The organism is Flavobacterium lipolyticum (assembly GCF_020905335.1).
GTDB lineage: Bacteria > Bacteroidota > Bacteroidia > Flavobacteriales > Flavobacteriaceae > Flavobacterium > Flavobacterium lipolyticum.
Genome location: NZ_JAJJMN010000001.1, coordinates 3107307 through 3132459, shown reverse-complemented (window position 1 = coordinate 3132459; position 25153 = coordinate 3107307). Strand labels below are relative to the sequence as shown.

Annotated in this window: 20 protein-coding genes and 4 tRNA genes; 3 read left to right on the top strand and 21 right to left on the bottom strand. The window is 35.1% G+C overall.

The genetic code is table 11. From position 1 onward, the window contains the following. From secE to LNQ34_RS13600, 11 genes are all read right to left on the bottom strand, one after another. Positions 1–198 carry a preprotein translocase subunit SecE gene (secE, locus tag LNQ34_RS13650; protein ID WP_008466927.1) on the bottom strand — a complete coding sequence of 66 codons (198 nt, stop codon included), beginning with the start codon at positions 196–198 and terminating at the stop codon, positions 1–3. Positions 199–217: 19 nt separating this feature from the next. Beyond that, positions 218–288: transfer RNA gene (locus tag LNQ34_RS13645), tRNA-Trp, on the bottom strand. Between the two features lie 62 nt (positions 289–350). After that, a complete protein-coding gene (tuf, locus tag LNQ34_RS13640) occupies positions 351–1538 on the bottom strand; it encodes an elongation factor Tu (protein WP_031456758.1) in 1188 nt (395 codons plus the stop codon). Between the two features lie 55 nt (positions 1539–1593). Beyond that, a tRNA-Thr gene (locus LNQ34_RS13635) sits at positions 1594–1665 on the bottom strand. An 84-nt stretch (positions 1666–1749) separates the two neighbouring features. Further along, a tRNA-Tyr gene (locus LNQ34_RS13630) sits at positions 1750–1830 on the bottom strand. A gap of 123 nt (positions 1831–1953) precedes the next feature. Beyond that, a tRNA-Thr gene (locus tag LNQ34_RS13625) sits at positions 1954–2027 on the bottom strand. Positions 2028–2117: 90 nt separating this feature from the next. Further along, on the bottom strand, positions 2118–2420 hold the full coding sequence (hpf, locus tag LNQ34_RS13620; protein WP_017496722.1) for a ribosome hibernation-promoting factor, HPF/YfiA family: 303 nt from the start codon (positions 2418–2420) through the stop codon (positions 2118–2120). A 31-nt stretch (positions 2421–2451) separates the two neighbouring features. Then, the gene (locus LNQ34_RS13615) at positions 2452–3348 is read right to left on the bottom strand and encodes a tyrosine-type recombinase/integrase (RefSeq protein WP_230000144.1); all 897 of its coding nucleotides are present in this window, start codon (positions 3346–3348) and stop codon (positions 2452–2454) included. Between the two features lie 140 nt (positions 3349–3488). Continuing rightward, on the bottom strand, positions 3489–3683 hold the full coding sequence (rpsU, locus tag LNQ34_RS13610; protein WP_017496720.1) for a 30S ribosomal protein S21: 195 nt from the start codon (positions 3681–3683) through the stop codon (positions 3489–3491). 504 nt (positions 3684–4187) lie between these two features. Next, positions 4188–5330, bottom strand: a complete 1143-nt coding sequence (locus LNQ34_RS13605) for an acyl-CoA dehydrogenase family protein (protein WP_202703519.1) — start codon at positions 5328–5330, stop codon at positions 4188–4190. 17 nt (positions 5331–5347) lie between these two features. Continuing rightward, complete coding sequence (locus LNQ34_RS13600; RefSeq protein ID WP_230000143.1) at positions 5348–6235, bottom strand: ComEA family DNA-binding protein; 888 nt, start codon at positions 6233–6235, stop codon at positions 5348–5350. 273 nt (positions 6236–6508) lie between these two features. On the opposite strand from LNQ34_RS13600, the gene LNQ34_RS13595 reads away from it, so the two are divergent. Continuing rightward, positions 6509–7978: an APC family permease gene (locus LNQ34_RS13595; RefSeq protein ID WP_202702965.1), complete on the top strand. Its 1470-nt coding sequence runs from the start codon at positions 6509–6511 to the stop codon at positions 7976–7978. Positions 7979–8018: 40 nt separating this feature from the next. Here LNQ34_RS13595 and LNQ34_RS13590 read toward each other — a convergent pair whose 3' ends face one another. From LNQ34_RS13590 to LNQ34_RS13565, 6 genes are all read right to left on the bottom strand, one after another. Next, positions 8019–8246 (bottom strand): PspC family transcriptional regulator, encoded by a 228-nt coding sequence (locus tag LNQ34_RS13590; protein WP_026985787.1) that lies wholly within the window; start codon positions 8244–8246, stop codon positions 8019–8021. Positions 8247–8422: 176 nt separating this feature from the next. Then, positions 8423–9691 (bottom strand): DUF2851 family protein, encoded by a 1269-nt coding sequence (locus LNQ34_RS13585; protein ID WP_230000142.1) that lies wholly within the window; start codon positions 9689–9691, stop codon positions 8423–8425. Positions 9692–9881: 190 nt separating this feature from the next. Beyond that, positions 9882–11243 carry a pyridoxal-phosphate dependent enzyme gene (locus LNQ34_RS13580; protein WP_202702963.1) on the bottom strand — a complete coding sequence of 454 codons (1362 nt, stop codon included), beginning with the start codon at positions 11241–11243 and terminating at the stop codon, positions 9882–9884. A 49-nt stretch (positions 11244–11292) separates the two neighbouring features. Next, the gene (locus LNQ34_RS13575) at positions 11293–13263 is read right to left on the bottom strand and encodes a putative porin (protein ID WP_202702962.1); all 1971 of its coding nucleotides are present in this window, start codon (positions 13261–13263) and stop codon (positions 11293–11295) included. 177 nt (positions 13264–13440) lie between these two features. After that, a complete protein-coding gene (locus LNQ34_RS13570) occupies positions 13441–15045 on the bottom strand; it encodes a RagB/SusD family nutrient uptake outer membrane protein (RefSeq protein ID WP_202702961.1) in 1605 nt (534 codons plus the stop codon). A 9-nt stretch (positions 15046–15054) separates the two neighbouring features. Then, a complete protein-coding gene (locus LNQ34_RS13565; RefSeq protein ID WP_202702960.1) occupies positions 15055–18159 on the bottom strand; it encodes a SusC/RagA family TonB-linked outer membrane protein in 3105 nt (1034 codons plus the stop codon). Positions 18160–18545: 386 nt separating this feature from the next. On the opposite strand from LNQ34_RS13565, the gene rnhB reads away from it, so the two are divergent. Both rnhB and LNQ34_RS13555 read left to right on the top strand, forming a co-directional pair. After that, positions 18546–19202 (top strand): ribonuclease HII, encoded by a 657-nt coding sequence (gene rnhB, locus LNQ34_RS13560; RefSeq protein WP_202702959.1) that lies wholly within the window; start codon positions 18546–18548, stop codon positions 19200–19202. A gap of 196 nt (positions 19203–19398) precedes the next feature. Continuing rightward, positions 19399–20409, top strand: a complete 1011-nt coding sequence (locus tag LNQ34_RS13555; RefSeq protein WP_230000141.1) for an OmpA family protein — start codon at positions 19399–19401, stop codon at positions 20407–20409. Between the two features lie 110 nt (positions 20410–20519). Here the strand turns inward: LNQ34_RS13555 and LNQ34_RS13550 are convergent, their stop codons facing one another. The 4 genes from LNQ34_RS13550 to LNQ34_RS13535 all read right to left on the bottom strand — a co-directional run bounded on the left by LNQ34_RS13550 (position 20520) and on the right by LNQ34_RS13535 (position 25133). Next, positions 20520–22895, bottom strand: coding sequence for a TonB-dependent receptor (locus LNQ34_RS13550; protein ID WP_230000140.1), 2376 nt, complete (start codon positions 22893–22895; stop codon positions 20520–20522). 67 nt (positions 22896–22962) lie between these two features. After that, positions 22963–23544 carry a Crp/Fnr family transcriptional regulator gene (locus LNQ34_RS13545; protein WP_070905507.1) on the bottom strand — a complete coding sequence of 194 codons (582 nt, stop codon included), beginning with the start codon at positions 23542–23544 and terminating at the stop codon, positions 22963–22965. 94 nt (positions 23545–23638) lie between these two features. Then, positions 23639–24229, bottom strand: a complete 591-nt coding sequence (locus tag LNQ34_RS13540; protein WP_202702956.1) for an NAD(P)H-dependent oxidoreductase — start codon at positions 24227–24229, stop codon at positions 23639–23641. A gap of 82 nt (positions 24230–24311) precedes the next feature. Then, positions 24312–25133: a helix-turn-helix domain-containing protein gene (locus LNQ34_RS13535; protein WP_202702955.1), complete on the bottom strand. Its 822-nt coding sequence runs from the start codon at positions 25131–25133 to the stop codon at positions 24312–24314. Positions 25134–25153 lie beyond the last annotated feature (20 nt).

The following is a 25153-nucleotide window of genomic DNA, read 5'->3' as shown; positions in this document are numbered from 1 at the left end:
TTATCCTTTTAACCAGTTAAAAAATCCAGCCAAAGCTTTTGCAAAAAATTCGTCTACTCCCCATGTTGCCAAAGCGAACAGAATCGAAAATACAGCTACAACAATTGTCAATTTTTGAACCTCAGCCCAAGCTGGCCAAGTAACATTTGACTTTAACTCTTCGAAAGCCTCTGATAAATAATTAGTAACTTTTGTCATTTGATATATTTTTTTATTGCACGGGCGGAGGGATTCGAACCCCCATCAACGGTTTTGGAGACCGCTATTCTACCCTTGAACTACGCCCGTAATTAAAAGCCAGTGATTTCAATTAAGAAAATCAGCTGGCTTTTTTTTTATTTTTTATAGGATTATCCTACGATTTCAGTTACCTGACCTGCTCCTACAGTTCTACCACCTTCACGGATAGCGAAACGTAAACCAACACTCATAGCGATTGGGCTTAATAAAGCAACATTGATAGTCAAGTTATCTCCTGGCATTACCATCTCTACTCCTTCTGGTAAAGTAATAACTCCTGTTACGTCAGTTGTACGTACGTAGAACTGTGGACGGTAGTTATTGTGGAATGGAGTATGACGTCCACCTTCTTCTTTTTTCAAGATATAAACCTCTGCTTTGAAAGTAGCGTGTGGTTTTACTGATCCTGGCTTAATGATAACCATTCCTCTTTTGATAGATTCTTTATCAATACCTCTTAACAATAAACCTACGTTATCTCCAGCTTCACCTCTATCAAGGATTTTACGGAACATCTCAACTCCTGTAATAGTAGAAGTTAATTTATCAGCTCCCATACCAATGATTTCAACTGGATCTCCTGTATTAGCAATACCTGTTTCGATACGACCTGTAGCAACAGTTCCACGACCAGTAATTGTAAATACGTCTTCAACCGGCATCAAGAATGGTTTTGCTACGTCACGCACTGGCTCTTCGATCCAAGCATCAACAGCTTCCATTAATTCAATGATTTTTGGTACCCAAGCAGGATCATTATTCAATCCTCCTAAAGCAGAACCTTGAACTACAGGACCATTATCTCCATCATATTCGTAGAAAGATAATAAATCTCTAATTTCCATTTCAACAAGCTCTAACAACTCAGCATCATCAACCATATCCACTTTGTTCATGAAAACAACGATTCTTGGAATACCAACCTGACGACCTAAAAGGATGTGCTCACGAGTTTGTGGCATTGGACCATCTGTAGCAGCAACTACTAAGATAGCTCCGTCCATTTGAGCTGCTCCAGTAACCATGTTCTTTACGTAATCCGCGTGACCTGGACAGTCAACGTGAGCGTAGTGACGGTTAGCTGTTTCATACTCTACGTGTGATGTATTAATAGTAATACCTCTTTCTTTCTCCTCTGGAGCGTTATCGATTTGATCAAACGATTTTGCTTGACAGTAACCAGCATCAGACAATACTTTTGTAATTGCTGCAGTTAATGTAGTTTTTCCGTGATCCACGTGTCCAATTGTACCTATGTTTAAGTGCGGTTTGGAACGATTAAAATTCTCCTTTGCCATTTTACTTAATTTTTAATCTTAGTTATATATTAATTTTCAATTTCCTACTTACTTGAGCCAACTACGGGAATTGAACCCGTGACCTCTTCCTTACCAAGGAAGCACTCTACCCCTGAGCTAAGTCGGCAGAGAGTTCTGACTTTTAGATTTAGATCTCAGCTTTTAAAAACCCGAAACCGATAGCCCAAAACCTTAACTTCTTCTTTATTTGTGGGGAGAGCAGGATTCGAACCTGCGAAGTTCACACAGCAGATTTACAGTCTGCCCTCGTTGGCCGCTTGAGTATCTCCCCTTAATAATTTATGATTTCAGAATTCCGATTTTAGATCTAACCTAAAAACCTCACCCTACTAACCACAAACCTTTTTCAATAATTTTTAAGAACCAATTTCAAATCGCATTTGAAATATTTTTGAGCCGATAGAGGGACTCGAACCCACGACCTGCTGATTACAAATCAGCTGCTCTAGCCAGCTGAGCTACATCGGCAATTGCATTAAAAAAGTCCGCTATTTCTAACGGACTGCAAATGTAGCTATTTTATCTTTGAATCAAAACATTTTTTGAAAAAAATTTCAATTATATATGTGCTCTTATTTTTTCTTTCCTTTTAACAAGTAATCTTTCTAAAGATTCTGCTGAAAGTTCAACTGCCTCTTCGAATGTCTTGCACTGCTTTTTAACCAAAAAATCATCCCCCGGTACATTAATCTTAATCTCTACTGCTTTATTCTCTTTATCACTTGTTCTTTCAACTTTCAAAAAAACATCCGCCGAAACAACACGATCATAATATTTCTCCAATTTATCCATTCTCTCCTGAATAAAATCTACCAATTTTCTGTCAACAGTAAAGTTAACTGCATGAACATCTACCTTCATAATACAAATTTTAGGGTTAAACATTTCAGAACTATTGTTTATTCCTAGGATGCGCATTTGCATACACTTTTTTAAGCTCCGCTAAACTATTGTGAGTATAAACCTGTGTAGACGCTAAACTCGAATGTCCCAATAATTCCTTAACTGAATTTAAATCTGCTCCGTTATTTAATAAATGAGTCGCAAAAGTATGCCGAAGCACATGCGGACTCTTTTTTACCTTTTCAGAGACTTTACTAAAGTAAGAATTTATTAATCGATACACAAAAGATTCACTCAATTTTAACCCTTTGCCTGAAATAAAAAAATAATCCTCATCTACCACCTTTTCAATCAAAGTCCTTTCCTGTAAATACAATTTCATCTGCCCCGCAATTATTGGCAATATCGGAACAATACGCTCTTTATTTCTCTTCCCTAAAACCTTTAACAAACCAGATGACAAATCAACATTACATTTCATCAAATGAATCAACTCAGCCCTCCTTATCCCGGTGGCATAAAACAAATCCACAATAAGCCTGTCACGAACCTCCTCAAACCCGCAAGGATCACCAACCTTCAACAACAAATCAGTCAACTCTTTTTCAGAAAAAGGAATCTGAATAATCTTAGGCGTTTTCAATGCTTTATGCTTTAACATCGGATTCACTTCAATTTGCCTTGTTTTCAAAAGAAACCGATAAAACGCTTTCAAAGACGACATTTTTCGATTGACAGAAACATTCGAAACACCCTCATCCACTAAAGAAACAATCCAACTTCTAATTTGACCGTAATTCACCCCCTCAATTCCCTCTTGCTCAAAATTAACTCCATTAAATTCTTTAAAAGAAAAAACATCATTCAAATAAGCCGTAACCGTATGAACCGAATACTTCTTCTCCAACTCCAGATAATCACGAAACGCCTCTATATTTGATTTCATAAAAACACAATTCTTACAACACCTGTTAGTCCGATAAAAAGAAAACCAACTCAGCTTAAAATTAAACACAAAAAAAACCGTTAGTATCAAAATTAATTCTTTTTGATAACTAACGGTAATTATTTTAAAAAAAGCTACTACTAACTCTCTAAACTATCTCTCAATGTTTGAATGTAAGCCGCTTTTTGAATTTGAGCTCTTTTGATAACAGAAGGCTTAATAAAAGCAGTACGTGCTCTTAGTTGACGAACAGTTCCTGTTTTATCAAATTTTCTTTTATAGCGCTTTAATGCTCTATCGATATTTTCTCCGTCTTTAATTGGTATAATTAACATAATATTGACACCTCCTCTCGTTAAGGCTGCAAAAGTATGTATTAATTATGAATTATGAGCCATAAATTGTGCTTTTTTTTAGAAAATAGAATAAAGAGCAAAGAATAAAGACTTCAATACTACGTATCCTGCATTCTTCATCCCATTATTTTTTTTTTTAGAGAATAGAATATAGAGTAAAGAGTACAGAACAAAGAATAAAGACTTCAATACTGTGTATCCTGCATTCTTCATCCCGTTATTTTTTTTAGAGAATAGAATATAGAGTATAGAATATAGAGTATAGAATATAGAACAAAGAATAAAGACTTCAATACTACGTATCCTCTATTCTTCATCCCTTTACTCTTTACTCTTTACTCTTTACTCTTTACTCTTTACTCTTTACTCTTTACTCTTTACTCTTTACTCTTTACTCTTTACTCTTTACTCTTTACTCTTTACTCTTTACTCTTTACTCTTTACTCTTTACTCTTTACTCTTTACTCTTTACTCTATATCCTTTTACTCTTTCAACAAATTTCTGGAAATAACCACTTTTTGAATTTCGGTTGTTCCTTCTCCAATGGTACACAATTTAGAATCTCTGTAGAATTTCTCTACCGGAAAATCTTTTGTATAACCGTAACCTCCATGAATCTGAACTGCCTCGTTGGCAATTTTCACACAAGCTTCGGAAGCATACATCTTCGCCATAGCTCCTAATGTTGTCACCGGCTTATGTTGTTGTTTTAAATAAGCTGCTTTATGCAATAACAACTCCGACGCTTCTATTTCGGTAGCCATATCCGCCAATTTGAAAGATATACCTTGAAAATTACTGATAGGCTGACCAAATTGATATCTCTCTTTTGAATACTTCAAAGCCGCTTCATAAGCTCCTTTTGAAATCCCCAAAGACAAAGCTCCAATTGAAATTCGTCCCCCGTCTAATATTTTCATCGCCTGAACAAATCCTTGTCCTACTTCTCCCAATCTGTTAGCATCCGGAACGCGACAGCTGTCAAAAACCAACTCAGCAGTTTCACTGGCACGCATTCCTAATTTATTTTCTTTCTTTCCTGAGCTAAATCCTTTCATCCCTTTCTCAAGAACAAAAGCCGTCATTCCTTTTGAATCTCCTTTTTCACCGGTGCGAACAATTACTACCGCAATATCTCCTGAAATAGCATGTGTAATGAAGTTTTTGGCTCCGTTTATAATCCATTCATCACCCTCTTTAACTGCGGTCGTATTCATTCCTCCCGCATCTGAACCGGTATTGTGCTCGGTTAATCCCCAGGCTCCAATATGTTCTGCTGTTGCAAGTTTTGGCAGCCATTTTTTCTTTTGTTCTTCGTTACCAAAAGTCAAAATATGATTGGTGCATAATGAATTATGAGCCGCAACAGATAAACCAATTGATGGATCTACTTTTGCAATCTCTTCTACAACGGTGATATACTCGTGATACCCTAAACCGGAACCACCATACTCTTCAGGAACCAAAACTCCCATAAACCCCATTTCTCCCAATTGCTTGAACAGGGAAACCGGAAAAATTTGAGATTCATCCCATTCCATGATATTTGGACGGATATTTTTCTCAGCAAAATCTTTTATTGACTGCGCAATCATCAACTGCGTTTCATTATATTGAAAATCCATTGTAATTCTGTTTTTTTTTAGAACTCCAAATATAAACTAATTATTTTTGCTTTTTCAATAGGAAAACCTTTAATTTTTGACAAATCCTCAATATTATTAATATTCCCATTCATACTTCGATAGGTCACAATCTCCTTGGCCAATGCATATCGGAAGTAAGGAAACTTTGCCAACTCTTTTAAAGAGGCTTCGTTTATGGCGATTTTTTTTAAGGAGGGAGGAATTGCTACTTTAAAATGCGCAGTCAATTCTTTTACAACTTCTGGCGAAAGTCCCCAAACCTCATTCATCTGTTCCATCGAAACAAAACCTCCCAAAACTTCTCTTTGCTTAAGGATCCTTATCGATAGAGCTTCCCCTATACCATATATCTTAACTAAATCTTCCTGAGTAGCACTATTCATATCCTGTACTATAATTTCCTCTTTTTCATAAACAGGTTCTTTAAAAAACTCATTTCTTTTGATCTTATGACTTGATTTATTGGTAACCCACTCCGGAAATTTAAAAAGCGGAGAAATCACTCTCAGTAAAGAATCTGAGATTTTTGTGACTTCCTGAAATTCTTTTGCTGAATTTACATATTTGTTCTCTTTTCGGAACGCCAGCAGACGATCGATCTCCTGGACAGACATTCCTAATTTGTACGCTTTGTAATCGGTAATGAAATTTGGATTAAAAGCATAGACCTTTCTTTTCTCTCCAGACTTTAAAAATTTTAAAGAATCTATTTCGGATTGCAAATTCATCCACTGCTTTTCTTCAGGAACAATCTTCTCCGAAATATCGAAATCAACAAGAAAGTAAACCGCCTGCAATACAGCTATAATAATAAAGAGTAAAAAAACACCTTTACGTTGTTCTTGTGTAAACTTCAAAAGAACTTCAAAACGTCTTAAATTCATTTTATTAAAAATTTTCCTTCATTTTTTAAATTACTAAAATAAGAAAAACTTAAAGCTTTATTAAGAAAATTAGCAAAAATATTGCATTTTAAAAAATTACATTTTTCATTATTTATACCTCATTAATCTAATGAATCTCAGCCCGGAAAGATTGATAAACGGAGGTTTTATCAAAATATTTAATATTTTACAACTAAAAATGAGATAATTGTTTTTATTTTTTACAAAAAACGATACATTTGGAGCTTAGTAACAAATAAACCAATATAATATATGTCAATTTGGAGAGTTAAACCTATATCAGCCTTTGAGGCCGATATGAAAAAAAGTGATTTAAAAAGAGTTTTAGGAAAATGGAGCCTTACCGCCATTGGTGTTGGTGCCATTATTGGAGGAGGAATTTTTGTACTTACAGGTACCGGAGCCTATTACCACGCTGGTCCGGCCTTAGCTGTTTCCTTCATCATTGCAGGGATTGCCTGTGTTTTCGCAGCTCTTTGTTATTCTGAGTTTGCCTCTATTTTGCCTGTTGAAGGTTCTGCTTATGCCTACGCATATGGAACAATTGGAGAAATTTTCGCCTGGATTATCGGTTGGGGACTTATTCTCGAATATGCGATGGGATCGATGACGGTCGCCGTTTCCTGGTCCGGATATTTTAATAAACTGCTCAAAATGTTTCATATCCATTTGCCTGAATGGCTGACCACAGACCCTGCCAGTTACACCGGAGAAGGTTTTTCTATGAATCTTCCGGCTTTTTTAATTGTCATTTTGGTTATTTCCATACTTATTAAAGGAACAAAAAGTGCTGCAAAAGCAAACAATTTCATTGTTATTCTTAAAGTTTCAGCTGTAATATTTGTAATTATCGCCGGTCTTTTCTTTATCAATACTGCAAACTGGAGTCCGTTTATTCCGGCAGCTACTCAAATTATAGAAAAAGAAACTACGCACAATGCTTACGGTATTGGAGGAATTGTTTCCGGTGCTGCTGCAATTTTCTTTGCTTATGTAGGTTTCGATGCTGTTTCGACTCAGGCAGGTGAAGCGGTAAACCCTAAAAAAGATGTTCCGTTTGCGATCATTGCTTCCTTATTAATTTGTACTACCTTATATATTCTTGTTTCTTTAGTACTAACAGGAATGATGAACTACAAAGATTTTAATCCACTAGGAAAATATCCTGATGCTATTAAAGCTCCTGTTGCCTATGCATTTGATATTGCCGGACAGGGATGGGCTGGTTTTATTATTACAATTGCTGCAACAATTGGTCTTGTTTCTGTATTAATGGTAATGATTATGGGACAATCCAGAATTTTCCTTGGTATGTCTAAAGATGGATTAATTCCTGCTGTATTCTCTAAAGTAAATCCACTTTCAGGAACTCCAAAAACTAACTTAATAATTTTAGGTGGTATTATTGCTACAGTTGCTGCTTTTACACCAATCAACAAATTAGCTGATATGACCAGTTTTGGAACTTTATTTGCCTTTACAATGGTTTGTATCGCGGTTTGGATTTTAAGAGTAAAACAACCTGGATTAACGAGAACTTTCAAGGTTCCTGCACTACCAATTATTGCCGTTTTAGGTATTGCAATCAACACCTATTTAATGATCAATTTAAGCCACGATGCTCAATTTCTTTCACTAGGATGGTTAGCTATCGGTATTTTGGTTTATTTCGGATACAGTAAGAAAAGATCAAGACTTAACAATAACGAAATCGAAGAATAAAAAACTAAAAAAAGCTCCAAATAAAATTTGGAGCTTTTTTTTATAAATCAAATACCGAAGTTCGTTTGGCACGAATCAGATCTTTTAAACGAATCCAAAAAGCCAAAGTAAGGTAAATTCCGAATCCAAGCCCGGCGGTAACAAATGAAATGTAAATAAAAAACAATCTCACACTTGTCACGCGCATCCCAAGTTTATCCGCTAATCTTGAAGATACGTGAAAACCATATTTTTCAAAAAAGAATTTAAGTTTTAAAATAGCCGACATTTTATTGATTTTAGATTATAGATTTCAGATTCTAGATTTTTAATTTGTCTCTTTCTACAAAAGTACAAAATTATCACATTGTCTCATTTTCTAATTACAGATTGTAGATTTTTGAAGTGAACATTCCCCTACAATAAAAATTATCACAGTCCCTCATTATCTAATTGTCTAATTATCTAATTATTCTTAAGCAATTCTATTCCTAATGCACATCTTAAACAGGCTTTCTGATTGCAATATTCTTTTTTAAGTTCTAAAAGCGCCTGAGTTTCAAAAGCATTTTTAGCTTTTACTCCAAAGGACTCAAATTTACTAATAATCGCATTGCTCTCTGGTGCTACCTGATTCATAAAAGAAATTAACTCCTCAGAAATTGATTCATCTCTTGTAGCCGCATAGGCAAACTGAAGCGGGAGAATCGTATTTATAATGAGTAAATCTATAAATGCGTGAGACAAAGCCTTTGGTTTCTTTGAACTTTCTTTATCAAACTGATAATGGTTCTGCCAATACGTACTTGCCGATACTATTAACAGCTTACGTACTTCCTCAACTGATTTTACAGCAATTATTTTTGAAAACAGGTTTTGTTTTTGATATAAATTAGCAAGTTGTGAGAGTCGAATGGTTGGAAAATTATCCGGGCGATGCTTATAAAACTGAATTGGATCTATAGGATGCCTTTTTAACTGGTATTTGTTCAACAGATAATAATACCTCATTTTTAAGTCGGTGAAATACACATCTTCTTTCTCAGAGTCCAGCAATCCAATGGTGCCAAAAAACAACGCTTCGAGATTTTCAACTTCAAAGCTTTCCTTTCTAACAATTGAAAACGGAAGGGATTTTGCCATTTGCAGAAAAGAAATTCCATTGGTATTCAATCCAAAATTCCTCGCAAATAACGAGAATAAAACCGCTTCCCAGTCCTGCTGATTCTCCTTTAACAAATCATAAATAAATATTGCCTTACGCTCTAAACGCTCAAAGAATAGTCTTTCCTGCCAGTTTTTAAAAACAAACTCCTCAATTTCAGTGATGCTTTTTTCGCAGAATATCCATGATTTTGGCGCTACAAGAGCGTGATAATTAGTGAGTATTTCTTTAGAAGTATACTCTTTTAAAACCAGAACCGGAATCTCGGTATTATTCTTTCTAAAAATCTCTGTATCGTGTTCCCATACCACATGCAGAATTACATTGTCATAAGCGGTATCTTTTTCGTGAGCGTGTACATACCAATCTGAAGACTTGAGATGTATTTCGATATTACCTGCCCATTTTTGATCTCCTATTTTAATTTGAGCATTAAAGAAATCCGGCCCGGAAAGTTCCAGATAATCACCCGTTTTAATAATGATGAGCGGTTCATTCTGAGTAGTTCTAAGATCTAGAGTTTCAAACTTTTTGAATCTCCAGAGGTAATGAAGAAAATCTTCTTTCATAATTCAGGCATATACAATGATTACACAGTCCTAAATTAATAAATTTTACTAATATTCTTACAAAAATTATTTTTTCATCTACTTAAAATCCATACTACAAAACCTAACCTGATTTACATTTATACAAAAAATCCATACATCTAATTACTTAAAACTAGATGTATGGATTTAAAAATGTGTAAAAAGGATCTTATTTTATTGACCCAATGATATCATATTTTGTAATAATATGATGACTACCGTTTTCAAGATCTACTAAAACGGCATCATTTTCTTTTGTGAACAACTTAGAAACTTCTTCAATTGGAGTTCCTAATTTTACGATTGGAAAAGGTTTCCCCATTACTTCTTTAATCGGTTTTTCGGCAACGTTTTTATCGGCAACGTAACTTCTGAATAAATCCGTTTCGTCAACAGATCCAACAAATCCATTAATATCTACCACCGGAATTTGCGAAATTTTATACTTACGCATACGTTCGATGGCATGAGAAACTAATTCTTCGGTACGAACGACAATTAATTGTTTATCGATATGATCTTTAATAACGTCTTCTGCTTTTGTTACATTTTCTTCCAGGAAACCGCGTTCGCGCATCCAGTCGTCATTAAACATCTTACCTACATAACGGCTTCCTGAGTCATGAAATAACACTACTACAACGTCATCCGGCTTGAAATGCTCTTTTAACTGTAACAACCCTTTTATACAGGCTCCTGCTGAATTCCCAACAAAAATTGCTTCTTCTAAAGCTATTTTTCTGGTGTAAACTGCCGCATCTTTGTCTGTTACTTTGGTGAATCCGTCAATTAAAGAGAAGTCAACATTTTTAGGTAAAATATCTTCCCCGATTCCTTCTGTGATATAAGAATAGATTTCATTCTCGTCGAAAATTCCGGTTTCATGGTATTTTTTAAAAACAGAGCCATAGGTATCAATTCCCCAGATCTTAATATTTGGATTTTGTTCTTTTAAATATTTCCCAACTCCCGAAATAGTTCCCCCAGTTCCTACTCCCACTACAAAATGAGTAATCTTTCCCTCTGTCTGTTTCCAGATTTCCGGTCCGGTTTGCTCATAATGTGCCAATGCATTAGACATGTTATCGTATTGATTTACATACCATGAATTTGGCGTTTCACTAGCCAGACGTTTTGAAACTGAGTAGTAAGAACGTGGATCGGTAGGCTCAACATCGGTAGGACAAACTACCACCTTAGCCCCTACTGCACGTAAGATATCCATTTTTTCTTTCGACTGTTTGTCAGACATTACACAGATCAGTTTGTAACCTTTAATGATCGCTACAAGTGCTAATCCCATTCCTGTATTTCCTGAAGTCCCTTCAATAATAGTTCCTCCCGGTTTCAATCGGCCATCTGCTTCTGCATCTTCAATCATTTTCACAGCCATTCTGTCTTTAACAGAATTTCCGGGATTAAATGTTTCGACTTTTGCCAATACCAGTGCATCTATTTCAGCAACAATTTTGTTGAGTTTTACCAATGGTGTATTACCTATTGTTTCTAAAATGTTTTTTGAAAAGTCCATTTCTATTTGAATTTTAATATTTGGTTTTTAATCTATGAGGCGCCTAATTTTATTGGAAGAAATTCCAAACCAAACCAAATCGGATTACAAAATCACGATAGGGATTATTAGGTGCTGAATAATAATCGCTTTTTGAGAATAAAGCGTTTATGTGTTCTGCTTTAAAATAAAATCGGGTCTGACGAATTCTGGCGTTTAGAAAAAGATCGAATAACGGATAACCGCCAATCTTTTTATCATTCTGAACAAAAAACTCTCCTACAACCGGATTATAGTCATTCCCGTAATATTTTGTAAAATAATTGAATACAACTCCTGATTGCATGTACAATGCTTTCTTAAAAAAATGCCCTGAATAATAGAAGGTATTTCTGGTCACAAAATCAGGTACATTAAGAATCAAATCTGACTGACCAACCTTTTGGTATAAAAGGGTGTTATCTAAGGCAAATCGCCCAAATTTAAACTCACGGCTTGCTTTAATTTCCAAATAATTAATCGCATTCCCATATTGAGCCGGCTCAATAATTTGAATATGTGCAGCAGCCTGAGCAGCAGAAGATTTATCTCTAAAATAAAGATGATCGTTTAAAACGGTATACTGAACTTCTGCATTTAACCAAGGGGTTGACACATTGGCGCTAAGCGAGTTAATTTTTTCATTTTTAAAATTATTCGACCAGTTGTACTCTGTGTAACTGCTTTGGTACAAATTGAAATTGTTGTTTGGCAATTTATTGATGTTACGATATCTGAAATCAAACTGAATTTTATCATTCATATCGTATCTCAGTTTCGCATCTAAGTTAGAAAGCGACTGATTTGTAATCGATCTTGAATACAGAAAACGACCGTTCCATTTATTTTTTTGGTATTCGTACTGACCTCCGAAATTGTTAATTTGTACAAATAAATTATCCGGTATAACTTTTTTGTCTTTCCCTATGATAATTCTACCGTACTCATAATTGGATCGGTAATCGTCTACAAAAAAATTAAATTTTCCTAAAAGAGAGTTTTCGTAAGCAAGTCCTGCCTTATTGTAGAGCCTTTCGTATTTCGTTTTATCGTTGATACCACTTGTAACATACGAATCCCCAAAGCGTTGAAACGCCGTTCCATTACCAATATTTGAAGCTAGTGTTGCCTGATTATATTCAAAAAGTTTATTTTCGTAATTAAACTGATGTGTTACATATAAATTGTTGCTTCCGTTCTTGGGATTTACTCTGAAAGCATGATCAAAAAACAGGCGTCTTCCTTTTAAAAAGGACTTGGCATCTGTAAGATACACTTGTAATCGCTGACGGTTTTTATAATCTTTGTTATCACTTTCAAAATCTGTGGGTGTCGTAATCCCACCATTCTCTTCATTAGAAATATCCTGATAGGTATAGTGTGCATTTATGGCATATCTTTTATCCGTTGTAGCATAACTCGTTGTAAACCTAAAATTCCCAGCACTTACCAGCTGATTGATATAATCTCCTTCTGAACGCAAGCCTTTATAAGCAATCGAAAAATTAAGATTTTTTGAGGTGTTTAAGGTAATAAAGGAGTCTACGTTTTGTCCTTTGTTAATGGTAGTATTAAAGAACAATTCTGTCAAAGGAGTAGCCGCCGAATAATAATTAATCTGATCGGCCTGCATATAATTAAAATGTTTACCACTAAAACCAATTTCAGGATAAGGAGAGAAACTGGTCAGACTGTATTGTAATGTATTAAATGTTTGTCCAATATTGGAGAAGGCCAAAAGTCCAAAGTCGTCTTTTCTAAGGTGATTTTGTTTATAAGCACTCTTCAAAGTCAGCGAGGTGTCAACATAGGTAGTATCGTGTTCTAATGTGATAATCTGATATTGATCTATAGTAGCAATCTTGGCTTTTTTCTTTTTTACCGTATCCGTTATACTTGAATATTTTGTGTTCATGTCTAAACTATTTTTAGAAGTAGTTTTTTCCTGAGAAAATAATAAAGTTGGTACAACTAAAAGATATAGAAAAATGAATATTCTCATTTGATTGTTTTATAGGTAATTATTTGTATAAAATTTATCAAGCAAAGGTAAAAGATAAAAACGTATAAAAAAACAAATCATTGTGATCTGAATTCTTTTTCAAACCAAATTATTAAAACAAAAACCCCCAATCAAAAAAATGATCGGGGGCTTTCAAAAAAAATCAAAATATTTATCTTAATTCCATCCTGGATTTTGACCTAATCCCGGATTAGTATTCATTTCAATTTGTGGTATTGGCCATAAAAATCTAAAGTCAGATGCAGGTATAGCGGCAACCGGAGTTGTAATCACAAAACTATTACCCAAAACAAATGCAGTAGCAGGAGGCGAGACAGCACTAGCTACCTTAGCAGGAATTCCGTTAGTTGCAACAGATGCTATTGGATCTGCCGTCAATCTGTGAATGTCAGTCCATCTGCGACCTTCCTGTAAAAATTCAATTCTTCTTTCTTTTAGAATAGCCTCAACCATAGTAGGAACAGTAGTAAAAGAAGCAGCTGTATAAGCCTGCGCCACAGGGTTCCCCGGAGTTGCTACAGGATTAGCCAACGATCTGTTTCTTACAGAGTTCAACAAAGTTAGAGCTCCTGGTAAATTTGATAAACGTGCCTGAGCTTCAGCCATATTCAACACTACCTCAGCATATCTGATAACTGGTGCAGCATCTGTACGATTTGTAACATCTGTATATTTATTAGTGTATTTAATCCCAGCTGCAGTAAAAATAAACTTCCCATCTTCTCTTCGTTTATCATCTGTCAACCACCATTTAGTATCTCTCCATAAAATAGGACTAATACAAACCAGTGCTCTGTCTCTTAACATACTGGCTAATGCAGCATTTACACCAGGATTAGATGTAGCAGCATGTTGAATAGAGAAAATAGACTCTGAGTTACTAGTATTAAGAGCGGTAGTATTCTGAAACGGTGCGTAAGGATCAGCTGTCAATGCAAAAGCTCCTGTTAACTTATTCCCTTCAACAATTACATTTGCCCAGTCTCTTTTTTGAAGATACAATCTCGTTTTGAACGCAATTGCTGCCCATTTAGAAGCTTTACCAACAACTCTTGATGCAAATGCGCTTGAACTACCTGTAGTAATTAAAGTTTCTGCAGCGTTTAAATCAGTTAGAATTTTTGCATAACAATCAGCAACTGTATTTCTAGGTTTTACTGTTTCTGAGTCAATTTCAGCTTGTGTATTAACTCCAACTTCTCTGTAAGGAATACCCGCATGAGTTGCACCAGGAGTGTCAAAATAAGGTTTCGCAAAATAAGTTAGTAATTCTAAATGTGTAATTGCTCTTAAAAATTTACACTGACCGATATAATTATCGCCAATCGCTTTGGTGATGACACCTTTGGCAACAGCATCTGTTGTACCTTCAATCATCAAATTACATCTGTTGATTAATCTGTAACCATCAACCCAGTAATAAACATTGTTAGCACTAGTTGGATCATAGGTTGTACTGTATGTCAAATCATAAAATGTTGCCATATTAACAACATCTTCACCTCTTGCTTCTCCTTGCTCTACATACGCAGCTCCCCAAACATATCCTCTACCACCATTTGCAGTAGTAGCGTTATATTGACCAATAGCTGCCGCATTGTAAACACCGTTCATATAACTCTCTATCAAAGTTGGTGTTGTAAAAGCATCAGGGCTCAGAATATTATTTACTGGTTTTAAATCCAATATCTTGTCTTCTGTACATGAACTCATCCCGAGTACAGCAACAGAAAGTAAAATTGTTTTTATTATATTTTTCATATGTACTTATTATAAACTTACATTTAATCCAACTGAGATCACTTTTGAACGTGGCGTTCCATTAATATCTACTCCAGATGTTTCCATTTCAGGATTTAAACCTTTGTAATCTGAAATCAGCCAAATATTTTGCGCTTGAACAAATAGTCTGAAGTTATCTACTTTAATTTTATCTAGCAACATTTTAGGCAATGTGTAACCAATACTAATATTATCAAGTGAAATAAAATCGCCTTTTTCAACAAAACGAGTACTTGCGCTTCCACTAAGATTTGTTGAAGTATTTGTACCTGCATATAATCTTGGTGTCCATCCGTCTCCCGGATTGTCAACACTTTGCCATCTTCCTAAAATTTCTGTTCCGTTGTTGTTAAAGTTTTGGTTCATCAACTCTCTTCTAGTGGAATTAAAAATTTTATTCCCTCCACTAAATCTGAACATAAAACCAAAATCAAGATTTTTATACTTCATCGTAGAACTAACAGATCCGTAATAAGTTGGCAACGTATTCCCTAAAATAGTTCTATCAGAACTAGTCAATGATGCTGGTGCACCTGCCGCTGCCGGGTTATTTGGATCAAAAACAGAATAGGTAACAGCTGGCAAGTTTCCTTGTACTAAACTACCGTCTGCTTTGTAATACACCGGGTTACCGTTTGCTTTATTAACTCCCCAGTATTTAAATCCATATAAAGAATTAACTGATTCTCCTTGCTGAATAATGATATTTGGAGCAATGCTTGTATCTGTAGATGACCCCCCTATGATTGGTTGTCCTTGATACAATGCCGTAACTTTATTCTTAGCAAGCGTTAAATTAGAAGAGATATCCCATTTAAAGTTTGCATTATTAATTGCCTTAAATGTAGCAGCAAACTCATATCCCTGATTGTACATTTTACCAACATTTTGATTTACCGTATTATTAGGAATACCAATGGATGGAGGTTGTGGTGCAGCCAAAACTAAATTGTCGATATTATTTTTAAAATAATCGAAGCTTAATGTCAAACGATTGTTAAGTAATCCTAAATCTACACCAAAATCAACTTTAGTTGAAGTTTCCCATTCTAATAAAGGATTCCCAAATTGCCAGTAACCAATACCATTAGAAGAACCATAAGGAGAACCAATTGTAAGATCTTTTGAAGGATAAGAAGCTCCATCCAAAACCTCAACATTACCAACCTGAGAATAAGAACCTCTAAATTTCAAATCAGAAACTGTATTGCTAATTCCTTCCATGAAACTTTCTTTAGAAACGGTCCAACCTGCAGAAACTCCAGGGAAATTATGGTACCTAACATCTTTTTCAAACTGAGAAATTCCGTCACGTCTAAGGGATCCCTGAATAAAATATTTTTCTTTGTAGTTATAAGTAACACGACCTAAATAAGACATAATACCTTTTTCAGTAACACCACCACCAGAATCTCTTGTATTATAAGTATTACTTACTAAATTTTTATCAAAGAAATCACTTATAATATCACTTCCTGACCCCCAAAAAATCTTAGTTTTGGATTTTTGATATTCAGCAACACCTGTTACTCCAAGATTATGATCTTCAGCAAAAGTGTGCTTGTAGTTCAAAATATTCTGCCAGTTCCATCTCATAAGATTTGTATTATCTTGATATACACTACCATTTGATGAACGTCCGTCTCCGTGCACAGGATTCCAGTATCGGTAACCATCTGTTGATGCATTATCTGCACTTACCTGCAATTTATAGCTTAAATCAGAAGTAATCTTTGCATTTGCAAAAACACTTGCAATTATTCTCGTTGTTGTTGATTCATATTTATTATGATCCAATGCATAAATAATATTGGTAATATTATCTCCTACCGGAGCTAAATTATCCCACTGTCCAACGGTTGCATTATTTGACGAAAGATTGTATCCTGTTGGATCAAGAGCATCATAAATAGGCGTATTTGGCAACTGTCTGATCGTATTAAAAAAGTTACCTGATAAACTGCTTGCGGCACTATTCAATCCTTTATACTCCGTTCTGTTTACATTAAAATTTGTACCAAAACTAAACCATCTGTTAACATCCTGATCAATATTAGCTCTAATCGAATACTTTTTCATACTATTAGATAAATTGATACCGTCTAAATCAGTAAGTCCTAAAGATAAATAGTACTTTGTTTTATCAGAACCTCCACTGAAATTAAGATTATGCGTCATTTGAGGTGCATTTCTTAACACGGCACCTTGCCAATCTGTATTGTAAGTATTTCCAACTGCCCAAGGAGCCTGACCTCTATTGGTTCTTTTTTCATTAGAAATAACCAGAAAATCAGGAGTCTCTAACAAATCATATTTTTTAGCAGCACTAGCAACACCAAAAACACTTGAATAAGAAACTTTAAGAGTCCCTTTCTTTCCGCTTTTAGTTGTAATCAAAACAACTCCATTTGCTGCTCTTGATCCATAGATAGCAGTTGCAGCACCATCTTTTAAAATATCAAAAGATTCTATATCATCCGGATTGATATCTGCTAAACCATTTGTAGAAGAAACCCCTCCGATATCACCAGAATAAATTGGAATACCATCAACAACAATTAATGGCTCTGTACTACCAGAAATAGATCCGATACCTCTAATTCTAATTTTTGGCGCAGCACCAATAAGTCCGGTATTGTTTAATACCTGAACTCCCGTCGCTCTACCTGCCAAAAGTCCTTCAACACTCGGAGTTACAAGATTAGAAATGTCGCTTCCGGCAATTTTAGAGATAGAACCGGTTACTTCTTTTCTTTTCTGTACACCGTAACCTACAACTACAACCTCATTCATTAATTGAGCCTCTGACTCCAATACCACATTAACTGAATTTGAAGAACCAACAGTTACTTGTTTGTTATTCATACCAACATATGAATAAACTAAAACATCACCTGTCTTTGCTTTAATGGAATAACTTCCGTCAAAATCAGTTTGAGTACTTACTTTAGATCCTTTCACAAGAACATTTACTCCCGGAATTACCCCTGTTTTATCAGAGACTTTTCCAGTAACAGTTCTCTCCTGAGCAAAAGAAAACTGCATAGACAACGCCACAACCAGCGTAAAAATCCATTTAAATTTTAATTTCATTTTAATTTATTTTGAATTAGTATGGCGCAAACATCTTAATTATTTCTTAAAACACCAAAATTTTTTAACTTATTTTTAGCCTAAATTCCTAAACATCTACTAAGATCTATCACAATTTATTTAGATTCCATTCTTTTTAATAGCAATATTCTTTAATTTATGCTAAAAACATAGATTTATGTAAATTTAACACTTAACACGGTTTTAACACTTGAACCCGCGAAAAAGCAAGCCTCTTAAAAAACGACGGTCCCTTTTACGAACCCTTTAAAAATTGAATCTTTTATTTTCTTTTCCGTAAATCCAAGCTATCATTGAAAAAAGTTTTTTTAGCACTCTTAAAAAAAATTACAATATTTGTGACCTTGAATATAAAAACCCAGAAAATGCTTCAAAAAAACTTCTCAGGATACCTTTTAGAAACCGGAACTGATGAAGCAGGCCGAGGATGTCTGGCTGGCCCGGTAACTGCAGCAGCCGTAATTCTCCCTGCCAATTTTGAAAACCAAATTTTAAACGACAGTAAACAATTGTCTGAAAAAGCACGATTCTTATTAAAACCTATTATAGAAGAGCAGGCCATCAGTTTTGCGGTTACACATTTACTGCCTGATGAAATTGACGAAATAAACATCCTGAATGCTTCGATGAAAGGAATGCAGGAATGTGTTTTAAAGTTAACACCCCTACCTGAATTTATTATTGTTGACGGAAACCGATCTCTGAATGCAAAACTAGGACTTAGGAATACTGTGGGAAAACAATTTTCTACAGCTGAAATCGAATTACTAAAATCAATCCCTAACCAAAGTATCATAAAAGGAGATGCAAAATTTTTAAGTATTGCAGCAGCTTCGGTTCTCGCTAAAACTTATCGTGATGAATATATGGATAAAATTCATGAAGAGTTTCCAATGTATAATTGGAAAAAGAACAAAGGTTATCCAACAACTGAACACCGCGAAGCCATTAAAAAATATGGTACAACCAAATACCATCGAATGTCCTTTAAGCTGCTTCCTACTCAATTGGAGCTTTTCTAAAAAATAAAATAGCAACAGACCAATTGTTTTTATATAAAACGTAAGGCAAATAATCCGTCACAAAACACAGAATCCAAACAATAATAACTATCACTTTTTCAAAACATTACATTCAAAAAAAATTGATTAAATTGAATCTTTTTCTTTGTTAAAATCTCTTTGCTTTGTTATCTTTGATTCTCTAAAAACTAACCACATGAAAATCAAAATTTTAACATTACTTCTAATTGCATGTATGATCGTAGCATGTAATTCCAATAAAAAGCAGAATGATGTGACAAATACCACAGATTCTCTTGTAACGCCCCCTGCTACCGAAACCACTTCAGAATCTTCGTCGGCTAAAAAATTTGATTTCAATTCTGTACCAATTTCAGACAAAACACTTGGCACATTCCCTTATTTTAATCTGCCTGAAAATTACGAAGACACTTCTAAGAACACTATTGCTGATTACGACGTTGCTTATTTTTGGGTAAAAGATCATTTCGAAAAACCTGAAGGAAAAATTTTCTATTCCAGAATTAAAGCAAAAGAAGGGAAATCTTATAGCGATCTCGAAGTAGCACGAAATTTAGATGAACTGATTAAAAGTGTGGATGGAGTAAAAATCTCTGAAATGAAAGTTCCGGCAGATTCCTCCCATACAATTCCAGACAACAATCGTGTAAAATATATGAATGGTTACGGTTTCATGGCAAATGCCATTACCACTACTTATTTGATTCGACGTGCCGACAGAAATATCTGGATTCAGCTTACTCCGTATGACGATGCAGTTTCGGCGGGATGGATGGTTTTAGAAACAAAACCTTTTAAGATGACCGCCTCTCTCATCAAAGCGGATGCCATAAAAAAAGAACTTGATACTAAAGGGCACATCGCTTTGTATATTAATTTCGATACTGACAAGGCTACTATAAAAACAGAATCTGTACCTATAATTGATGAAATCCAGAAATTGTTAACGGCTAATTCTAATCTTAAAATCACTATTGAAGGTCATACAGACAATGATGGCGACGCAGCCCACAATAAAAAACTTTCTGAACAAAGAGCAAATGCCGTAAAAGCTTCACTAACCTCTAAAGGAATAAATGCCTCAAGGCTACAAACAAAAGGCTGGGGCTCTGACAAACCAATTGTTGACAATACAAGTGAAGAAAATAAAGCAAAAAACCGCAGGGTAGAAATTGTAAAAGTATAATCCCCGACAGATTTCCGCTTAAATCCAAAATGAATCTTAAATATAAAAAATGCAGACAATAGACGTATCTTTTGTCTGCATTTGTTCTGTTCACTAAACTCTTAATGATTTTAAAACTGAAATTTATATCCAAAATCGGGAGAAAAACCAATCTGATCTTTCTGATTAACACTATTCGTCAAACGATTATATTCCTTGGTAAAGATATTGGTATGGTTGGTTACATTCTGAAAATCGATATAAAACTGATGAAACCTCTTTTTCCTTTTACTGTTAAATTTGATTCCAAACTTCACATCCAACCTTAAATAAGGATCATACTGTTTGCTGAATGCATTGGCATCGTCTCTGATTTCATAACCGGCATTCTTAGAAGCAGCCAAATCAACCGGAGTATAATAACGTCCTCCCGCAGTTGTAAATTTAGTATCAATCGAAAAAACATTTTTCTTAGCCTTCCCTATTCTAAATTCTTTCCCTCCTAACAGATTGACGACATACCCATTATTAAAAGGTGAATTCCGCTCTATACCATCACTTCCTTTATACTTACTTTCAAAAAGCGAAGTAGTAAACAAAGCATAATAGCCTTCACTAAAGAATTTTTCAACTGTAAATTCAATCCCCTGATTGTATCCGCTTCCTTTACTTACTAAAGACGTTTTATCAATTGAATAACCAAAATCAGCCCCTTCTGTTAAAGTAGAATAACTGCTTGGAAGGGACTGAACTCCTGCCTTACTAATATCCTGATAGTAAATTTCTACTTTCCCTCTCCACTTTCTGGCCAATCGTACATCATAACCCAAAACATAATGCTGACTTTGAACTAAATCGAGATTCTTGTTAGTCTGAACCTGATTTCCATTTACCCATTCGTTCAGAAATAATATTGGAGCCGCAACACTTTGATGGTGCAATCCATAACCAAAACTAATAGTATTCCTTTGATTTACCGCATAAGCCAAAGCAGCTCTGGGTTCGAAAGCAAACTCTTTGTTTATCGAAAAATACTGTCCGTGTATCCCCGCATTAAAGGTTAGTTTTTCGGTCAAACGAAATTGTCCCTGAGCAAAAGGCTGAATAATATTATAATTCCCGTTATTGTTTATGAGCTGTACAAAGTCCGGATAACCATCTCCGTTATTGTCCTGCTGTCTGTCACGGGTAGCCATTTTAGCATCGAGCGTATAATTCTCAAAAAGTAAACCTGCTCTGAAAGTGGTCTTCTTATTAATTTTGGAATTGAACAAAGTCGAGAAAGTAACTCTATTTTCATTGTTACTAATATCCGTAAAAGGCAAACGATTTACTGCGGGCGTATTGAAATTATAATAGCGGAAATTCTCATAAGAGTTGCTCGAATTTGAAAAACCAACAATTGTTTTCAAATATGATTTTGTTCCAATCTCTAAATTGTGTTTTAATCCAAAAGAAGCAAACCCCGATTTAACATAGGCATCCTCATCCTGCGCAGCAAAAGGATCTTCCTTATCTATTTTATCTCCTAAAAAATCAATATCCGATGTTCCGTAGATTCCAAAAAGCGAGAAATTACCCATTTTACTTTTTCCTAAATCTACATTAAAACTAATGTCTCTGTAATTAGGCTGTGCATCTGTGCCCGCTAAACCTAAAACCCCGACAAACCCATATCTGGCTGACGCTACAAAGGAACCTCCTTTTTTACCAAGCGGACCTTCGGCCATAAATTCGACACCCGGATAAGCTCCGGCACTAATCATATACTCATAATCATCGGGATTTCCTTTTCGGAAACTCAGATCAAAAACACCTCCAATTGCATTTCCGTATTCCGCTGGAAAAGCAGAGGTTAAAAAGTCAGAATTAGCTAAAAGATTTGGATTCAGAGCTGAAATTGGGCCTCCTGTCGTTCCCAGTGTCGAAAAATGATTGGGACTCGGAACCGGCATTCCTTCTATTCTCCACAACATTCCCGATGGTGAATTTCCACGTACCACAATATCGTTTCGGCTGTCATCTCCGGTAGAAACTCCCGCAAAATTAGAAACCAAACGTGCCACGTCGCTCCTTCCTCCGGCGTACCGATTGACCTCTTCTGTCGTAAATTGTTTAGTCGATACCAACGCCATTTTATTAATGGGTTTGGCTTTACTTAAACCCGAAGTCACCACAATTTCATCCAGTGTATTAAACTTCTCCATCATCGAAACCGTCAGCAGATTGTCTTTTCCTGTAGTCACATCCAGGTCAGAAACAGAAGTATTTTCATAACCCTCAAAACTAAAACTCAAACTCTGTCGGCCAACCGGAATATTGGTTAATTTAAAATTACCCTCAGCATCTGAAATGGCATTTTTTTTCTCATCGCCAATTAATACTATAGCAACTCCGATAATTGGTTTTTCAGATTGTTTGTCAATTATTTTCCCTTTTACGGTACCCGTCTGAGCATAGGTGATCCACCCAAAAAGGCTTATAATAATCAAGAATATTCTTTTCATATTTATTTTGCTTTACAGTTATAGAAGCAAAAATAAAGAGCCGAATTTTCTTAAAAATTGACTTGAGTTAAGATTTACTGTTCAATGTAATTCTGGTTCTAATTCGGCTTAAACTTTCGGGTTGGATTCCCAGATAACTGGCAATGTATTTTAACGAAACCCTCTCCACCACTTTGGGACAGTACTTTAAAAAACGTAAATAGCGTTCTTCATGCGACAATAAAGACATTGCCATATTTCTACCCGTTAGACCTTTTATGGTTCTTTCCATCATAATTCGCAAAAAGGAATTGAATACAGGATATTCAGCAACCAGTTTTTCAAAATCATGCTTGTACGCCAGATACAACACACAATCTTCCAAAGCTTCTATATTGAGCAATGAAGGTTTTCCGTAAAGAAAACTCTCAAAATCAGAATACCAGTCATTTTCAAAGAAGAAGTTTCCGGTAGATTCTACTCCATCAAGCGAGTAATAGTAACGAATACAGCCTTCCGCAATAAAAACTCCGAAATTACAAACCTCTCCTTCGACTAAAAGATGCTCATTTTTTTTGATTTTCTTTAGTCTTAGTATGTTTTTAAAGGCCATACTTTCCGCTTCATTAAATTGCATAAATCGCGACAGGTCTGTTATTACATTTTGCATAATTGGTTAAGTTTTAGAAAAAAGTGGTTTTATAAATAACTTCAACAATTCCAAAAAATTGCCTTAAACCACTATAAAACAGAAATATAACAAATTATACCTGCAAAACCTTTTCCTGAAACACGTCTTTAATCTGATTGCTCCATCCTGAAACATTCTCGTCAGAAGCTCTGTCTGCTTTATCAAAATAAAAATGCTTCTGAACGTCTAGTCCGCAATAATTAAAAATTCCGATATCTGACGTTAGTGCTAAAGCTTTATCCATTCCTATTGATTCGTATTCTGCATTTGATTTCCCGTGCGAATTGATTATGATTGCCTTTTTCCCTGTCAATAAACCTTTCTGAATTCCCTGATCGTATCGATAAGCAAATCCATAACTAAAAACACGGTCAATATAACCTTTCATAATCGCGGGCATTCCTGTCCACCAAATTGGGTATATAAAAACAATGCGGTCAGCCCATGCGATAAAATCCTGTTCGATTTTAACCTCTCCGGCAATTTCCCCTACTCTCTGTCCAGTCATATCCGCCAAAGATAAAACCGGATTAAAATTGATTGCGTTTAAATCTCTCACGACAAATTCCTGCCCGGATTCCTCAAGTCTTTCCGCAATAATTTGTTTGAAAAAGTGATTTAAACTTCCTGTGTTTGGATGTGCGTAAACGATTAAATTTTTCATGTTTTCTGTTTTTTAAGATTGAACATGACAAATGTAAATCCGAGGATCTGATCACAATTGTAAGAAAACGAAAAGCAGACTTCTAAATCTTCTTTGAGCTACAGATATCGCTTTGAAATTTCAGAAATTTGGTTGGCGAGATATTCATATAATATTTAAAATCATGTATCAACTGACTCTGATCGTAATAACCGCATTGCTCTACAACAGCAAGCCAGTCTGTTTTTGCATTTTTTAAAATATCCTTTTGAATTACCTCTACTGCTTTTAAAAAACGCTCGTACCGATTAATTTCTTTGATGGTATAGCCAAAAAACTTCTTTTGATTCAACTGAACATTTCGCTGTGACTGATTTGTTTCAGAGGCGACTGCTTTTATCGGATCTATGTTTTTTTCTCTAAAATCGGTTAAAAGAGAAGTCATGACATGTTGTTCCCGCAAATAAGGTTTGCAAAATTCTAAAATATGATCAACACGTTCGTTTGGATTAGAGAGTTCCTTAAGTTCTTCCCATAAAAGGGCAAAACAATTTTCGGCAATCAAAGTATCAGGATCAACAGGTAAAGAATGAGTAAGAAGTGCATGTCCAAAAAATCTATAAAATGCATCTTCTTTAAAATTGGCAACTAAAATCTCCGAATCAGGATTTAAAGTGTATTCAAAAGCTTGTTTTATTGGTCCTAAAACAAGACATTTCTGTGCTTCAAGAGTTGTATTTTGCTGTGATTTTAAAGAAACACCTTCTCCAAAAATAAAAACCAAAATGGTCTGAAAAGTAGGCAATAGTGTTTCCGTTACAGGAATATTGCCTTTATTCTCTGCAAAATAAAAATGTGAAAAAACAGTATCAAATGCTGAAGGAACCGCAATTCTATAATTGTTATTTTCTTCAGCATGTATCATATTATTTTATATTTCAAAAG

Excerpts from the sequence above, each read along its gene's own strand:
- LNQ34_RS13545 (WP_070905507.1), bottom strand. The coding sequence starts at position 23,544 with ATGCAAAATGTAATAACAGACCTGTCGCGATTTATGCAATTTAATGAA.
- LNQ34_RS13585 (WP_230000142.1), bottom strand. The coding sequence starts at position 9,691 with ATGAAAGAAGATTTTCTTCATTACCTCTGGAGATTCAAAAAGTTTGAA.
- LNQ34_RS13590 (WP_026985787.1), bottom strand. The coding sequence starts at position 8,246 with ATGTCGGCTATTTTAAAACTTAAATTCTTTTTTGAAAAATATGGTTTT.
- hpf (WP_017496722.1), bottom strand. The coding sequence starts at position 2,420 with ATGAAGGTAGATGTTCATGCAGTTAACTTTACTGTTGACAGAAAATTG.
- LNQ34_RS13605 (WP_202703519.1), bottom strand. The coding sequence starts at position 5,330 with ATGGATTTTCAATATAATGAAACGCAGTTGATGATTGCGCAGTCAATA.
- rnhB (WP_202702959.1), top strand. The coding sequence starts at position 18,546 with ATGCTTCAAAAAAACTTCTCAGGATACCTTTTAGAAACCGGAACTGAT.
- tuf (WP_031456758.1), bottom strand. The coding sequence starts at position 1,538 with ATGGCAAAGGAGAATTTTAATCGTTCCAAACCGCACTTAAACATAGGT.
- LNQ34_RS13580 (WP_202702963.1), bottom strand. The coding sequence starts at position 11,243 with ATGGACTTTTCAAAAAACATTTTAGAAACAATAGGTAATACACCATTG.
- LNQ34_RS13540 (WP_202702956.1), bottom strand. The coding sequence starts at position 24,229 with ATGAAAAATTTAATCGTTTACGCACATCCAAACACAGGAAGTTTAAAT.
- LNQ34_RS13595 (WP_202702965.1), top strand. The coding sequence starts at position 6,509 with ATGTCAATTTGGAGAGTTAAACCTATATCAGCCTTTGAGGCCGATATG.
- LNQ34_RS13535 (WP_202702955.1), bottom strand. The coding sequence starts at position 25,133 with ATGATACATGCTGAAGAAAATAACAATTATAGAATTGCGGTTCCTTCA.
- LNQ34_RS13570 (WP_202702961.1), bottom strand. The coding sequence starts at position 15,045 with ATGAAAAATATAATAAAAACAATTTTACTTTCTGTTGCTGTACTCGGG.
- LNQ34_RS13600 (WP_230000143.1), bottom strand. The coding sequence starts at position 6,235 with ATGAATTTAAGACGTTTTGAAGTTCTTTTGAAGTTTACACAAGAACAA.
- LNQ34_RS13550 (WP_230000140.1), bottom strand. The coding sequence starts at position 22,895 with ATGAAAAGAATATTCTTGATTATTATAAGCCTTTTTGGGTGGATCACC.
- rpsU (WP_017496720.1), bottom strand. The coding sequence starts at position 3,683 with ATGTTAATTATACCAATTAAAGACGGAGAAAATATCGATAGAGCATTA.
- LNQ34_RS13615 (WP_230000144.1), bottom strand. The coding sequence starts at position 3,348 with ATGAAATCAAATATAGAGGCGTTTCGTGATTATCTGGAGTTGGAGAAG.
- LNQ34_RS13575 (WP_202702962.1), bottom strand. The coding sequence starts at position 13,263 with ATGAGAATATTCATTTTTCTATATCTTTTAGTTGTACCAACTTTATTA.
- LNQ34_RS13565 (WP_202702960.1), bottom strand. The coding sequence starts at position 18,159 with ATGAAATTAAAATTTAAATGGATTTTTACGCTGGTTGTGGCGTTGTCT.
- LNQ34_RS13555 (WP_230000141.1), top strand. The coding sequence starts at position 19,399 with ATGAAAATCAAAATTTTAACATTACTTCTAATTGCATGTATGATCGTA.
- secE (WP_008466927.1), bottom strand. The coding sequence starts at position 198 with ATGACAAAAGTTACTAATTATTTATCAGAGGCTTTCGAAGAGTTAAAG.